The sequence below is a fragment of the Sandarakinorhabdus sp. genome (genome assembly GCF_040398645.1).
Classification (GTDB): Bacteria; Pseudomonadota; Alphaproteobacteria; order Sphingomonadales; family Sphingomonadaceae; genus Sandarakinorhabdus.
Genome location: NZ_JBBATR010000009.1, coordinates 13,396 through 27,233 on the forward strand (window position 1 = coordinate 13,396; position 13,838 = coordinate 27,233).

General features: G+C 62.1%; 14 protein-coding genes. 11 read left to right on the forward strand and 3 right to left on the reverse strand.

Annotation, left to right across the window (positions count from 1 at the left end):
• The 11 genes from nuoH to ABWP50_RS03665 form a co-directional block, all read left to right on the forward strand.
• Positions 1-1,024: NADH-quinone oxidoreductase subunit NuoH (gene nuoH, locus ABWP50_RS03615; RefSeq protein WP_353216628.1), on the forward strand; the 1,024-nt coding region annotated here is incomplete at its 5' end.
• A gap of 190 nt (positions 1,025-1,214) precedes the next feature.
• The gene (gene nuoI / locus ABWP50_RS03620) at positions 1,215-1,703 is read left to right on the forward strand and encodes an NADH-quinone oxidoreductase subunit NuoI (protein ID WP_502950969.1); all 489 of its coding nucleotides are present in this window, start codon (positions 1,215-1,217) and stop codon (positions 1,701-1,703) included.
• Positions 1,700-2,314, forward strand: a complete 615-nt coding sequence (locus tag ABWP50_RS03625) for an NADH-quinone oxidoreductase subunit J (RefSeq protein WP_353216629.1) — start codon at positions 1,700-1,702, stop codon at positions 2,312-2,314. Before nuoI ends, ABWP50_RS03625 begins: the two co-directional genes overlap by 4 nt.
• A gap of 11 nt (positions 2,315-2,325) precedes the next feature.
• A complete protein-coding gene (gene nuoK / locus ABWP50_RS03630) occupies positions 2,326-2,628 on the forward strand; it encodes an NADH-quinone oxidoreductase subunit NuoK (RefSeq protein ID WP_353216670.1) in 303 nt (100 codons plus the stop codon).
• Positions 2,629-2,630: 2 nt separating this feature from the next.
• Positions 2,631-4,664 carry an NADH-quinone oxidoreductase subunit L gene (gene nuoL, locus ABWP50_RS03635; protein ID WP_353216671.1) on the forward strand — a complete coding sequence of 678 codons (2,034 nt, stop codon included), beginning with the start codon at positions 2,631-2,633 and terminating at the stop codon, positions 4,662-4,664.
• Positions 4,661-6,232, forward strand: coding sequence for an NADH-quinone oxidoreductase subunit M (locus tag ABWP50_RS03640; protein ID WP_353216630.1), 1,572 nt, complete (start codon positions 4,661-4,663; stop codon positions 6,230-6,232). Before nuoL ends, ABWP50_RS03640 begins: the two co-directional genes overlap by 4 nt.
• The gene (gene nuoN / locus ABWP50_RS03645; RefSeq protein WP_353216631.1) at positions 6,232-7,722 is read left to right on the forward strand and encodes an NADH-quinone oxidoreductase subunit NuoN; all 1,491 of its coding nucleotides are present in this window, start codon (positions 6,232-6,234) and stop codon (positions 7,720-7,722) included. The genes ABWP50_RS03640 and nuoN overlap by 1 nt, the downstream gene beginning before the upstream one ends.
• Entirely contained in the window at positions 7,719-8,489 is a 771-nt protein-coding gene (locus tag ABWP50_RS03650) for a biotin--[acetyl-CoA-carboxylase] ligase (protein ID WP_353216632.1), read from the forward strand. The genes nuoN and ABWP50_RS03650 overlap by 4 nt, the downstream gene beginning before the upstream one ends.
• A 42-nt stretch (positions 8,490-8,531) precedes the next feature.
• A complete protein-coding gene (locus ABWP50_RS03655; RefSeq protein WP_353216633.1) occupies positions 8,532-9,323 on the forward strand; it encodes a type III pantothenate kinase in 792 nt (263 codons plus the stop codon).
• Positions 9,320-10,981, forward strand: coding sequence for a ribonuclease J (locus ABWP50_RS03660; protein ID WP_353216634.1), 1,662 nt, complete (start codon positions 9,320-9,322; stop codon positions 10,979-10,981). Before ABWP50_RS03655 ends, ABWP50_RS03660 begins: the two co-directional genes overlap by 4 nt.
• 30 nt (positions 10,982-11,011) lie before the next feature.
• Complete coding sequence (locus tag ABWP50_RS03665) at positions 11,012-11,308, forward strand: DUF1467 family protein (RefSeq protein ID WP_353216635.1); 297 nt, start codon at positions 11,012-11,014, stop codon at positions 11,306-11,308.
• Positions 11,309-11,356: 48 nt separating this feature from the next.
• Here ABWP50_RS03665 and ABWP50_RS03670 read toward each other — a convergent pair whose 3' ends face one another.
• From ABWP50_RS03670 to ABWP50_RS03680, 3 genes are all read right to left on the reverse strand, one after another.
• Entirely contained in the window at positions 11,357-12,493 is a 1,137-nt protein-coding gene (locus ABWP50_RS03670; RefSeq protein WP_353216636.1) for an acyltransferase family protein, read from the reverse strand.
• Between the two features lie 175 nt (positions 12,494-12,668).
• Positions 12,669-13,664: a UDP-glucose 4-epimerase GalE gene (gene galE, locus ABWP50_RS03675; RefSeq protein WP_353216637.1), complete on the reverse strand. Its 996-nt coding sequence runs from the start codon at positions 13,662-13,664 to the stop codon at positions 12,669-12,671.
• Positions 13,665-13,713: 49 nt separating this feature from the next.
• Entirely contained in the window at positions 13,714-13,812 is a 99-nt protein-coding gene (locus tag ABWP50_RS03680) for a helix-turn-helix domain-containing protein (protein WP_502950970.1), read from the reverse strand.
• Positions 13,813-13,838: the final 26 nt, after the last annotated feature.

The following is a 13,838-nucleotide window of genomic DNA, read 5'->3' on the forward strand; positions in this document are numbered from 1 at the left end:
TTTCCTCGCCAATCTCACGCTGATTCTGGCGATTGCCTTTCCGGTGATGGTGGGCGTGGCGTTGGCGGTTTATGCCGATCGCAAGATCTGGGCAGCGATGCAGATGCGGCGCGGGCCCAATGTGGTCGGGCCGTTCGGTATCCTGCAAACCTTTGCCGATGCAGCGAAATTGTTCTTGAAGGAAACCATCATTCCGTCGGGCGCATCCACTGCGGTGTTCCTGATGGCGCCGATGATCAGCTTCACGCTGGCATTGGTGGTGTGGGCGGTGATGCCGTTCGATGCCGGGCTGGTGCTGGCCGATCTGAATGTCGGCCTGCTCTATGTGTTCGCCGTGTCATCGATGGGCGTTTACGGCATCATCATGTCCGGCTGGGCATCCAATTCCAAATATGCCTTGCTCGGCGGGCTGCGTTCGGCGGCGCAGATGGTCAGTTATGAAGTGTCGATGGGCTTCATTCTGGTCGCCGTGATGATGTACGCGCAAAGCCTCAATCTGTCGGATATCGTGCTGTCGCAGAAGGGCAATGTGCTGGGGCTCTTGAACGGCAACATCTTCAATCCGTTGCTGTTTCCGATGGGGATCATGTTTTTCATCACGGCATTGGCCGAAACCAATCGGCCCCCGTTCGATTTGCCCGAAGCCGAAGCGGAATTGGTTGCGGGCTATCAGGTCGAATATTCGTCGATGAGCTTCGCGCTGTTTTTCCTCGGCGAATACGCGAACATATTGTTCATGTGCGCGCTGATCCCCACTCTGTTTCTGGGTGGTTGGCTGCCGCCGCTCGATCTGCCGTTCCTGTATATCGTGCCTGGCTTTGTGTGGTTCCTGCTCAAGATGGCATTGATGTTCTTCATTTTTGCTTGGGTGAAGGCGAGCGTGCCGCGCTACCGCTATGATCAACTCATGCGGCTGGGCTGGAAGGTGTTCCTGCCGCTCAGCCTGTTCTGGGTGGTGGTGGTGTCCGGCTGGCTGATGTTCACCGGGCATTTCGATGCGGTTCCGGGGCGCGTGACGCTGTGACGGCTGTGCCCCCGGTACTTGCCCGTTTTCTGGGCATGCTCGGCGTTGCAGCCGGCATCTGGCTTGTCAGCCGAATTGCCTATGCCGCTGCCGCCGATTTGCCGCTGCAATCGGTTGTCGAGCCATCCGCAACCAATGTCGCGGTTGTGCTGGTGGTTTGTGTGTTGGGTGCTTTTTCTCGGAAATCGAAATGACCGCGTTGCTCCGATCCGCCAAATCACTGCTGCTGCTGGAGTTCATCTCCGGCATGTGGCTGACGTTGCGCTATGTCTTCCGGCCCAAGGTCACGCTGAATTACCCATTTGAAAAAGGCCCGATCAGCCCGCGCTTTCGCGGGGAGCATGCGCTGCGACGTTATCCCAATGGCGAGGAACGCTGCATCGCCTGCAAATTGTGCGAAGCTGTCTGCCCGGCGCAGGCCATCACAATCGAAGCTGAACCGCGCGCCGATGGCAGCCGCCGCACCACGCGCTATGATATCGACATGACCAAGTGCATTTATTGCGGCCTGTGCCAGGAAGCCTGCCCGGTGGATGCGATCGTGGAAACGCCGAACTTCGAATTTGCCACCGAAACCCGCGAAGAATTGATCTACGACAAGGGCAAATTGCTGGCCAACGGCGAAAAATGGGAACGCGCCATCGCCAGCAATATCGCTGCAGATAGCGAGTGGCGTTGATGGCTGCTGCTGCCTTCTATGCGTTTGCAGCCGTGCTGCTGACCAGTGGCCTGTTGGTGATCACGGCGCGCAACCCGGTGCATAGCGTGCTGTGGCTGATCCTGGCGTTCTTCAACGCCGCCGGGCTGTTCATTCTGCTTGGCGCCGAATTTCTCGCGATGCTGCTGGTCATTGTCTATGTCGGCGCCGTCGCGGTGCTGTTCCTGTTTGTTGTCATGATGCTCGATATTGATTTCAAGGCGTTGCAGCGCGGGGCCTTGCAAAATCTGCCGCTGGGGCTGTTCGTGGCCGGCGTCATACTGGTGGAAACCTTGATTGTAGCCAGTGGTTGGCAGCCGGGGCAGGGCGTGATCATGCACGAGGCATTGGCAGGCCCGCCGGCCGGCATGAGCAACACGCAGTGGATCGGCAGCCAGCTTTACACGCGCTATTTCTTTGCGTTCTCGATGTCGGGGCTGTTGCTGCTTGCTTCGATGATCGGCGCAATTGTGCTGACCCACCGCCGCCGGGCCGGGCTGAAAAAGCAAAGCATTGCCGTGCAAAATGCGCGCACGCCGGCCGGGACGCTCGGCGTTGGCCGTCCCGGCCTTGGCCAGGGGGTGGATTTGTGATCGCGGGCAGCATCGGCCTTGGCCATTATCTGGCGGTTTCGGCTGCATTGTTCGTGCTGGGGGTGTTTGGCATTTTCCTCAATCGCCGCAACATCATCATCATCCTGATGTCGCTGGAATTGATCCTGCTGGCGGTGAACATCAATCTTGTCGCCTTTTCGGCCTTTCTGCACCAGGTGCACGGCCAGATTTTTGCGATGTTCGTGCTCACCGTGGCGGCTGGTGAAGCCGCCATCGGCCTTGCGATCCTGGTCATCTACTTCCGCAGCCGCGGCACAGTGGCGGTTGATCAAGCCGATCTGATGAAGGGCTGATGATGATCACCCTGCTTGTTTTCCTGCCGCTGCTCACGGCGCTTGTCGCCGGCCTCGGCGGCCGCACCATCGGCCATACGGCTGCCAAGGCGATCACCACTGGCGGATTGTTTGTGTCGGCGGCGCTGGCGTGGGTGATTTTCACGCAATTCTGGCTGAATGATGCGGCGGGTTATACGGTGCCCGTGCTCGATTGGATCGAAAGCGGCACATTGTCGGTGCAGTGGGCGCTGAAGGTCGATACGCTGACGGCGGTGATGCTGGTGGTGGTGACCAGTGTGTCGGCGCTCGTGCACCTCTACAGTTGGGGCTATATGGAGGAAGACCCGTCGCAGAGCCGGTTTTTTTCCTATCTGTCGTTGTTCACGTTCGCGATGTTGATGCTCGTTACGGCCGACAATCTGGTGCAGATGTTCTTTGGCTGGGAAGGCGTCGGCCTCGCGTCGTATTTGCTGATTGGTTTCTGGTACACCAAACCGTCGGCGAACGCGGCAGCAATGAAGGCGTTTGTGGTCAACCGGGTTGGCGATTTCGGCTATTCGCTGGGCATTTTCGGCATTTTCATGGTGTTTGGCACCGTGTCGCTGGACGCCATCCTTGCCGCGGTGCCGCAGCACGCCGGCCAGACGTTCAGCTTCTTGGGCATGCAAGTCGATGTGTTGACCTGCCTGTGCCTGTTGCTGTTTGTTGGCGCGTGCGGGAAATCGGCGCAATTGGGCCTGCACACGTGGCTGCCCGATGCGATGGAAGGCCCGACCCCGGTTTCCGCGCTGATCCACGCCGCCACCATGGTGACCGCAGGCGTGTTCATGGTGTGCCGCATGTCACCGATGTTCGAAGCCAGTCCGACAGCGCAAGCCGTGGTGTGTGTGGTCGGGGCCTGCACCGCCTTGTTCGCAGCGTCTGTTGGCATGGTGCAAAACGATATCAAGCGCGTTATCGCCTATTCGACCTGCTCGCAGCTTGGATACATGTTCTTTGCAGCCGGTGCCGGCGCCTATGGCGCCGCGATGTTTCACTTGTTTACGCATGCCTTTTTCAAGGCGCTGTTGTTCTTGGGGGCGGGCAGCGTGATCCACGCCATGCACCATGAACAGGACATGCGGTTTTACGGGGCCTTGCGCAAACATATCCCGATCACTTTTGCTATGATGACCATCGGCACGCTGTCGCTGACCGGCTTCTTTTTCACCGCGGGCTATTACAGCAAGGACGCGATCCTGGAGGCAGCCTTTGCCAGCGGCACCAGCCACGGCCAGTTTGCGTTTTTTGTCGGCGCGCTGGTGGCACTGCTCACCAGTTTCTATTCGTGGCGGCTGGTGTTCCTCACCTTCTTTGGCGCGCCGCGCTGGGCCGGGTCGGAGCATATCCAGCATGCCATGCATGCCCATGATGCGCATGATGCGCATGATGCCCATGTATCGCACGGTGCTCACGATGCGCACGGTCACGCCGCGCCCGCCGACGGCACTGCGGGTTATCACCCGCACGAAAGCCCGCTGTCGATGCTGATTCCGCTATTTGTGTTGGGCACTGGCGCGTTGCTTGCGGGCTATATCTGGCACGGCGTGTTTGTCGAGGCGGAGGAAGGCGCTGCCTTTTGGCGCGGCAGCCTGGCGTTTGACACGCATCTGATGCACGCCATGCACGAAGTGCCAGTGTGGGTGGTGCAGGCGCCTACCGCCGCCTTCTTCACCGGCCTTGGCCTTGCTTGGTATGTCTACCTGAAACGGCCGTCGATACCGTTGTGGTGGCAGCGCCAGGTGCCGGGCCTTTACCAGTTCCTGCTGCGCAAATGGTATTTCGATGAGCTGTACAACGCCATCTTTGTCCAGCCCGCCCAGTGGCTTGGCCGCCTGTTCTGGCATCGCGGTGACCAGCAGATCATTGATCGCTTCGGCCCTGATGGTGCGGCGGATCTGGTGGTCATGGGTGCGGGCGCCGCGCGGCGTTTTCAGTCCGGATATGTGTATTCCTATGCGTTGGTGATGCTGGTTGGCCTTGCCGCTGCCGCCGCCTGGATGATGGCCCGATGATGCCGATCCTGTCGATCATGATCCTGCTGCCGGTGGTGGCGGCGCTGGTGGTGGCCACCCTGCCCGGTGATGAGGCGGAGCGCGCCAGTCGCGCCCGCGTCGTTGCGTTGGCCACCACCTTGGTGGAATTTGCCGCCGGCATCTGGCTGTGGGTGCAGTTCGATCAGACCACAGCGGCATTTCAGTTCACCGAAGATCTGCCGCTGTTTGCACCGTACCTCACCTGGTCACTTGGTATCGACGGCATTGCCTTGATGCTGATCGAGCTTTCGGTGTTCCTGATGCCGCTGTGCATTCTTGCCAGCTGGGTTTCGGTGAAAAAGCGCGTGCCGGAATATATGGCGGCGTTCCTGTTCATGGAGGCGCTGATGATCGGCACCTTCGCGGCGCGGGATATTTTCCTGTTCTATCTGTTCTTCGAAGGCGGCCTGATTCCGATGTTCCTGATCATCGGCATCTGGGGCGGCGCGCGGCGCATTTATGCGAGCTACAAATTCTTTCTCTACACGCTGCTGGGATCGGTGGTGATGCTGGTGGCGATGCTGTGGATGGTCGGGACGGCCGGCACCACCGATATCGCCGCGCTCAGCCGCTTTGATTTCCCGGTGGACGCCCAATTTTGGTTGTTTCTGGCGTTTTTTGCCAGCTTTGCCGTCAAGATGCCGATGTGGCCGGTGCACACGTGGCTGCCGGATGCCCACGTCGAAGCGCCCACGGCCGGATCGGTCATTCTGGCCGGCGTGCTGCTGAAATTGGGCGGCTATGGCTTCATCCGCTTTTCGCTGCCGATGTTCCCCGATGCCAGTGCGCAGCTGATCTGGCTGGTGTTCGGACTGTCGATGGTTGCGGTGGTCTACACCTCGCTGGTGGCGCTGGTTCAGCAGGACATGAAAAAGCTGATCGCCTATTCATCGGTGGCGCACATGGCATTCGTGACCGGCGGGCTGTTTGCATTGAACACCCAAGGCATCGAAGGCGCCATGGTGATGATGCTCAGCCACGGGCTGGTGTCCGGCGCGTTGTTCCTGTGTGTTGGCGTGATCTATGACCGGCTGCACACCCGCGAAATCGGGCGCTATGGCGGGCTGGCTGATACCATGCCCAAATATGCGGTGGTGCTGCTGTTTTTCACGATGGCCAGTGTCGGCCTGCCCGCGACATCGGGCTTTGTTGCCGAATTTCTGGTGCTGATCGGCATGTACCAGACCAGCACCTGGGCGACATTCGTGCTCACCACCGGCATCATCCTGGGCGCGGCCTATATGCTGTGGCTTTATGCCCGCGTTGCCTATGGCAAGGCGGCCGGTGACGACACGCGGGCGATGCCTGATCTGAACGCGCGCGAGATCGCCATATTGGCGCCGATCATCATCGTGACGCTGTGGATGGGCATCTATCCCAAAAGCTTCCAGACGCCGATGCAGCCGGCGATTGCGCAAGTCGTGGCGCGGCTGGAAGGCCGCGCGCTGGCCACTATGCCCACCGATATGACCATGTCGCCGATCCGGTCCGCCCAGATCGCGCCGGCTGTGTCAACGCAGGCGCATGCGGCAGAAGGCGGTCACTGATGCACCCGATTTTCACCTCCATCGCCATTGCCGGCCCGGAAACCGTGCTCACGCTGGGCAGCCTTGCGGCGCTGATGCTCGGCACCTTCACGCACCCCGCCAAGGCCGTCACCACCACCAGCCTGTTTGCTGTTGCGATCCTGGCGCTGGCTGGCTTTACCTTGCTGGATGCCCCGGCGGCATCGGTATGGGCGTTTGATGGCCTGTATATCGCCGATGCCTTTGCGGCCTTTCTGAAGGTGGTCATTCTGGTGGCGGCGGCGGCGTCGGTGCTGCTGGCATTGCCGTGGCTGCAGGGCCGCGATGAGGATGGCGCCCTGCGCGGACGCTTTGAATATCCGGTGCTGATGCTGCTGGCCACGCTGGGGCTGACGATCATGGTATCGGCCAATGATCTGCTCACCCTGTACATCGGCCTCGAACTGGCAGCGCTGCCGTCTTATGTGCTGGCGGCGTTTGCGCGCGGCGATAGCCGTTCGGCCGAAGCTGGCCTCAAATATTTCGTGCTCGGCGCGCTGGCATCGGGCATCCTGCTCTATGGCATCACGCTGATATACGGATTTTCGGGATCGACGCAGTTCGATGCCATTGCTGCGGTGGTCAGTGCGCAAAGCGAACGCTCGCTGGGGCTGATGTTCGGCATTGTGTTCATATTGGCCGGCCTTGCCTTCAAGGTGTCGGCAGTGCCGTTCCATATGTGGACGCCCGATGTATACGAAGGCGCGCCCACTCCGGTGGCGGCGTTTTTTTCGGCCGCGCCCAAGGTGGCGGCGCTGGGGCTGATGGCGCGGGTGCTGATTGTGGCTTTTCCCGGCCAGGCCGCTGCCGATTGGCAGCAGATCCTGATCTTCATCGCCATATCATCGATGGTGCTGGGCGCGGTGGCCGCGGTAGCTCAGAGCAATTTCAAGCGGCTGCTGGCCTATTCCTCCATTGCCAATATCGGCTTTGCGCTCGTCGGTCTCACGCCCGGCACGCCGCAGGGCATAACGGCGCTGCTGTTTTACAGCGTGGTGTATGCAGCGATGACCTTGGGCAGTTTCCTGGTGCTGCTGCAATTGCGCCGGCCCGATGGTGCGCCGGTCGAAGCCATGGCGGATCTGGCCGGCCTCTCCAAGACCCAGCCAAAGCTGGCGCTGGCGATGGCGGTGTTCATGTTCAGCTTGGCCGGCATTCCGCCGCTGCTGGGCTTCTGGCCGAAATTTGCGGTGTTTCAGGCGGCGATTGCCGCCGATCTGCTCGCCTTGGCCATCATCGGCTTCATCGCATCAGTGGTGGCGGCCTTCTATTATCTGCGCATCATCAAGATCATGTACGCTGATGAACCCGGCGTCGTGTTGGCCAGCGAAGGCAGCGCGGTGAACGGTGCCATGATTGCCGGCGCGGCGCTGTTTTGCTCGCCGATCGGCATGCTGGCGATCACGCCCTTGGTGGCAGCGGCAACCACGGCAGCGGCGGCATTGTTCCCCAACTATATCCCGGCCGGATGACCGCCGGCATCACCCACCTTGCCGAAGTGGGGTCGACCAATGATTGGCTGCTGGCCCGCACCGCAGCACTGCCCGATGGCCATTGGGTGATCGCCGATCGCCAGACCGCCGGGCGCGGCCGGCGTGGGCGGGTGTGGAGCGATGGCAGCGGCAATCTCATGGCCAGTGTACTGGTGCAGGCCGAAGGCGCCGTGCAGCAGCTCAGTTTCGTGGCGGCGTTGGCGGTGGTGGAGGCGCTGGCCGAAATCACCTCTCGCCCGCCCAATGCAAGCGTGCAGCGCCTCTCCCGGCTCGGCAGCGCCGAGTCCGACCTCTCCCGCAAGGGGCGAGGTGATTTTAGCCTGAAATGGCCCAACGATGTGCTGCTGGGCGGCGTCAAGTGCGCTGGCATCCTGCTGGAACGGCAGGGCGCGGCGCTCGTCATCGGCATTGGCATCAATCTGGCCCAGCACCCCGAAGCTACTGAACGCCCCGCCACCAGCCTGGCCGCAGCCGGCCTGCCGGTGCCACGGCCACTCGAAGCGCTGGCCGTGCTGGCGCAGCGTTTTGCAGATTGGCGAACCGTCTGGCAGCGCGAAGGCTTTGCGCTGGTGCGCAGCGCCTGGCTGGGCCACGCGGCCGGCATCGGCGGGCGCATGGCGGCGCGGCTGGGCACCGAAACACCCGAAGGCGTGTTCACCGGGCTGGGCGATGATGGCGCGCTGCTGCTGCGGCTTGACGATGGCACCATGCGCGCCGTCCATGCCGGCGAAGTGTTTGCGATTTGACCGCTGCAAAGCCGCAGGCTGCAGATCGAAGGGGGGCTGAAGATGCTGCTTGCGATTGATGTCGGCAACACCAACATCGTGTTTGCGCTGTGCGATGGCGAGGTGATCGTGCACCGCTGGCGCATTTCCACTGATGGCCAGCGCACCGCCGATGAATATGCCGTGTGGCTGCACCAGTTGATGGCGCTGGAAGGCGTGGCGATGGGCAGTGTGAATGCCGCCATCATCTCAACGGTGGTGCCGCAAACGCTGTTCAACCTGCAACGCCTGTGCCGCAAATATTTCAAGATCGAAGCCGACGTGGTGGCCATCGGTGCCATAGATCTGGGCCTGCGCATCGATCTGCCCAATCCCGCCGAAGTGGGCGCGGATCGGCTGGTCAATGCGGTGGCAGCGCATGCAATGTGGCCGGGCAATCTGATCATCGTCGATTTCGGCACGGCCACCACCTTTGATGTCGTGTCGGCAGACGGCGCCTATCAGGGCGGCGCGATTGCGCCCGGTATCAACCTTTCGATGGACGCGCTGTATCAGGCGGCGGCAAAATTGCCGCGCATCGCCGTGGAGCCGCCGGTGGGCAACGCCGGCGCGATTGGCAAGGGCACGGTGCATGCCATGCAATCCGGCGTGTTCTGGGGCTATGTCGGTTTGATCGAAGGCCTGGTCACCCGCCTGAGCCGCGAAATCACCGGCACGGTGACGGTGATTGCCACGGGCGGTCTTGCCACCTTGTTCCAGCGCCACACCACTGCCATATCGCATGTTGACGGTGATCTCACCATCCGCGGTCTCATCCGCCTCCACAATTTGAACGCAAAGACCCAAGCTACATGATACCAGGCAATGAGCTGATTTTCCTGCCGCTCGGCGGATCAGGCGAAATCGGCATGAACGTCAATCTTTATGGTGCCCACGGCAAGTGGATCATGGTCGATCTGGGCATGACCTTTGGCGATCCGCGCTATCCGGGCATCGATCTGGTGCTGCCTGACCTGGCCTTCATCGAAGAACGCCGCAAGGATCTGCTCGGCATCGTGCTCACGCACGGCCATGAAGATCATATTGGCGCCATCCCTTATCTCGCCAACGAGCTGAAGGTGCCGCTGTATGCGACGCCGTTCACCGCCGGCCTGATCATGAAAAAACTGGAAGAAGAAGGCCTGGAGCGGGAGGTCAAGCTGAAGATCGTGCCGATGGGCGGCCGTGTCGAGCTGGGCCCGTTTGCGCTGACCTATGTTGCGCTGGCGCATTCGATTCCCGAAGGCAATGCCCTGATCATCGAAACGCCCTATGGCCGTATTTTCCACACCGGCGATTGGAAACTGGACGATGCCCCGTTGATGGGCAATCCCGTCACCGCCGCCGAACTGACCAAGATCGGTGACGAAGGCATTTTGGCGCTGGTGGGCGACAGCACCAATGTGTTCAATTCCGAAGCATCGGGCAGCGAAAGCGATGTCCGCGACGGCCTGATGCGCGTGGTGAAGGCCCGCAAGCAAGGCCGCGTGCTGGTGACAACCTTTGCCAGCAACGCCGCGCGGCTCGGCACGCTGGGCCAGGTGGCCAAGGCTTGCGGGCGGGAATTGGTGCTGGCCGGGCGCAGCATGGACCGCATCGTCAAGGTGGCGCGCGCCACTGGCTATCTGAAGGATCTGCCCGAACCCATTGATTGGGGCGCCGCCATGAGCCTGCCGCGCAACAAGGTGCTGATCCTGTGCACCGGCGCGCAAGGGGAGCCGATGGCCGCGCTCAGCCGGATTGCCGAAGGCAGCCATCCGGTGCTCAAGCTCGAAAAGGGCGATCTGGTGGTGTATTCCTCCAAGCAGATTCCCGGCAACGAACTGTCGATCGGCCGCGTGCAAAATGCGCTGGCGGCCAGCGGCATCGATGTGATCACCGAAAAACAGGCGCACGTGCACGTGTCGGGCCACCCCGGCCAGCCCGAGCTGGAGGCGATGTACGAATGGATTCGCCCCGAAATCGCCATCCCTGTGCACGGTGAACGCCGCCACATGGAGGAACATGCCAGGCTGGCGCTGGATTGCGGCGTGCCGCGCGCCATGGTGCCGGTCAACGGCAGCGCCATCCGCATCGCGCCTGATGGGCCGAAGCTGATCAGCCATGTCAAGGCCGGCCGCCTGGTGCTGGACGGTGATGTCATCCTGCCCGCTGATGGTGCCACCATGGTCGAACGGCGCCGCCTGTCGCTGTACGGCGTGATGACGGTGGCCGTGGTGGTGGGCCGCAACGGCCTGCCAGCAGCCAAGCCGGTGGTCAGCGCGCAGGGCGTGCCTGTTGAGGCAGACAAGGCCGATTTCCTCGCCGAATGCGCCGAGGCGGCGGAAAAAGCTGCCGCAAAACTTGGAGCTGGGGGGGCCGATCCCAAGCGCCCCGAAGCCTATGCCGACGCCGTGCGCAACGCCGTACGCCGGGTGGCGCGCGACTGGACTGGCAAGAAGCCGGTGACGGACGTGCAGGTCATCCGCCTGTGAAGCTGGTTTGGCTGTGAAGCGAGTTTGGCTGTGAAGATCGGATCAGCGCTGGCAATTTACCTGCTGTTCTGGACGATCACGCTGTTCGCCGTGCTGCCGTTCGGTGTGCGCAGCAATCACGAGGCCGCAGCCGAAGCCGTGCCCGGCCAGGACTCGTCTGCGCCGGTCAACCCGATGATCGGCAAGAAGCTGGCTTGGACGACGCTGATCAGTGGCATTTTCTTTGCGGTGTTCCTCGCCAACTACCACTGGGGCTGGGTGGTGTTGGACGATGTGCCGTTCTGGCGGACCCGCGGCCCCTATGCGCCGGTGCCGCCGCAAGGTTGATAGCGTGCGCCCGCGGGCGGGCACGTTGCCGCTGCTTCAGTTGGTGCGTCAAACGCGCAAGGCAGCAGTGCGCGGCTTTCCGACCGGGCTGGTGCGGCTTGCCAGCGCCAGCGAGGGCCGCTCGACCCACAGCCACGATAGCAGCGCGATGGCAAACAACGGGCCAAGGCAGATCAGGAACAGCGGGATTGGCGCCAACACAACGCCAAATGCCGATGCAGCGATGAACACCGCCAACTGCTGGATCGGCCAGGAATAGATATACAGCCCATAGCTGACATCATGCGGCAGCGGGCGCGTCTTGCCGCGGGGAAAGGCCAGCAGCAGGGTGCCGGCACACACAAGATAGATGATTGCCAGTTCGGCCATGCCCCGGCTGTCCAGCAGCTGTGCGCACAGCAGCACCACCACGCCGGGCAGGGCAATGCCAAGGTTGAGCGGCACCCTGGCCGCGAATTGGTGGGCTGCCACGCCAAGCAGGAACGACAGCATGACATGCCGCCCTTCGGCAATCAGAAACAGGATGCCGCCCTTGGCAATCGGCGCAAGCAGATGGCCGGCGCCGATATAGGCCAGCATCAGCAGCAGGAACACGCCGCGCCGCCGGGCATCGGCGAACGCGCCGGCCATGCTGGCGCCGATCACCAGCAGATAGACGATGATCTCGTGCCGAAGCGACCACACCGAGCCGTTGATGGCGCCCTGAAACGGATTGTCGGCAAAGGCGCCCGGGTGCTCGAATTGGACCGAAACCAGCGTCACCAACCGCAGCGCATAACGGGCGGTATCAGCAAGGCCAATTCCGGTCCAGGCGCCAAACATCACCAAAGCAACCGGCACGATGACGGCATTTGCCAGCAACGCCGGAAAAATGCGCAGTGCGCGCTTGCAGAGATACTGGCCGGGGGCTGATTTGTGACGCAGCGCACTTTCGGTGACCAGAAGCCCGGACAAGAAGAAGAACACATGGACGGCCAGACTGTGAAAGCCAAACAGCGTCCAATCCTGCAGCGGCACCTGCGCCTCGCGGCCAAGCGCAATGTGCCAGCTATGGCCAAGCACCACCAACAGGGCAGCGCCAAGCCGAAGCTGGTCGATGCGGTTTTCCCGGCTGCCGAGATGATCGGCGAGGGTGCGAACCGGCCAGCGACGGGCAGGCAGGATGGTGGGCGATTGGCTGTTCATGGAGATACCTTTGAAAGACAAATTCTTTCAGCAAGAAGCATGCCAACCAGTTGGCGCACCAAGCGGCCGAGTTTTGGTCGAAGCGTCGGTTAAAGCGCCGAAAACCTCGCAAACTGCGACGACATCGTGTCGCAATTTGCTATCCCGCTCCGACGACGTCGGGTTCTGCTGTGCTTCAGGCCGCTGGGTCGGGCCGTGCCGCCAGCTTGCGTTCCCAGGCGATGGCATCGGCGACGATGCGGTCAAGGTCGTCGAACGCCGGCTGCCAGTTCAGTTGGCTGCGGATCTTGCGAGTGTCGGCAACCAGCCGAGCCACGTCGCCACGTCGGCGGTCGGCAGCGATCCGCCGCAGCGTCTGGCCCGACACCCGATCGACGGCATCGAGCACATCGAGAACCGAGGCGCCGTGGCCATAGCCGACGTTGAAGGTGAGGCTTGCATCCGGCTTGGCGGTGAGGGCGTCGAGCGTGGCCAGGTGCGCTGCGGCGAGGTCGCTGATGTGGATATAGTCGCGCACGCCGGTGCCATCGGGCGTGCCGAAATCATTGCCGGTGACCAGAACATGGTCGCGTTTGCCGATCACCGCCTCAGCGGCGATCTTGATGAGATGCGTGGCCGATTTTGACACCTGGCCCGAACGGCCAGCCGGATCGGCGCCGGCAACATTGAAGTAGCGCAGCACGCCGACATTGACCGCGCCGGTGGCGGCGACATCGGCGAGCACGCGTTCGACCATGGCCTTGCTGGCGGCATAGGGATTGACCGGGGCGAGCGGCAAATCTTCGGACAAGCCGTCCACATCCGGGGCACCATAGACGGTAGCGGTCGATGAAAACAGCAGATGGCGCGCGCCGCCGGCAATCGCCGCCGCAAACAATGCCACCGCGCGGCCGACATTGATGTCGTAATAGGCCAAGGGTTGTTCGACGGATTCCGGCACCGAAATCACCCCCGCACAGTGGATGACCGCTGCAATGCCATGGTCTGCGACCAGCTTGGTGACCAATGCGGCGTCGGCGCAATCGCCTTGAACGAACACCGCCCCCGCCGGCACCAGCCAGCGATTGCCGGTGGACAGATTGTCAAGGATCAGCACCTGCGTGCCGCGATCCAGCAGCGCCAGTGCAATATGCGAACCGATGTAGCCGGCACCGCCTGTGATCAGGATCATGACATGTCTCGCTTTTGGGCGGCAGCCGCCGCCGGGAGTTCCAAAATCATCAGGCAGCGTCGGTTGCAGCCGACGTGCCCAGCCACCGCTCACGCTTGCGGTACAGCGTTGACGGGCTGAGCCCCAGGGCGTGCGCTGCCTTGCGCAGGCTGCCACCGGCACGGGCGACAGCGG